This is a genomic window from Bartonella sp. AA81SXKL (genome assembly GCF_042196945.1).
GTDB lineage: Bacteria > Pseudomonadota > Alphaproteobacteria > Rhizobiales > Rhizobiaceae > Bartonella.
The window spans coordinates 326-611 of sequence record NZ_JBHIRH010000343.1; the positions used below are offsets into that span (position 1 = coordinate 326).

Annotated in this window: 1 protein-coding gene; it reads right to left on the bottom strand. The window is 34.3% G+C overall.

Going from position 1 to position 286, the window contains the following annotated elements; all coding sequences use genetic code 11:
- Positions 1–161: 2-dehydropantoate 2-reductase N-terminal domain-containing protein (locus tag ACFINZ_RS11595; RefSeq protein WP_375701596.1), on the bottom strand; the 161-nt coding region annotated here is incomplete at its 3' end.
- Positions 162–286 lie beyond the last annotated feature (125 nt).

Consider the following 286-nt stretch of genomic DNA (forward strand, 5'->3'; position numbering starts at 1 on the left):
TCGGGTAAAAATGCTTGGTTACAACGATATTCCTGTAATTCCCTGATATGCTGAGAATTATATCCCCATAGAAGAACATGATGGCCATTACGAGCAAGCACAATGGCTAATGCAGTACCATAAGAACCGGCACCAATAATTGTCATTGAAACCGCATGCATTAAATTTCCTAATGATTTCTCAAATCTTTGGTTTAATTGTATGTTATTTTTGCAAAAATCTTCAAATAAAAGACTTTCATATCAATTAACTCGCTCTGAAACATCCGTTCTTTATGACTTTACTT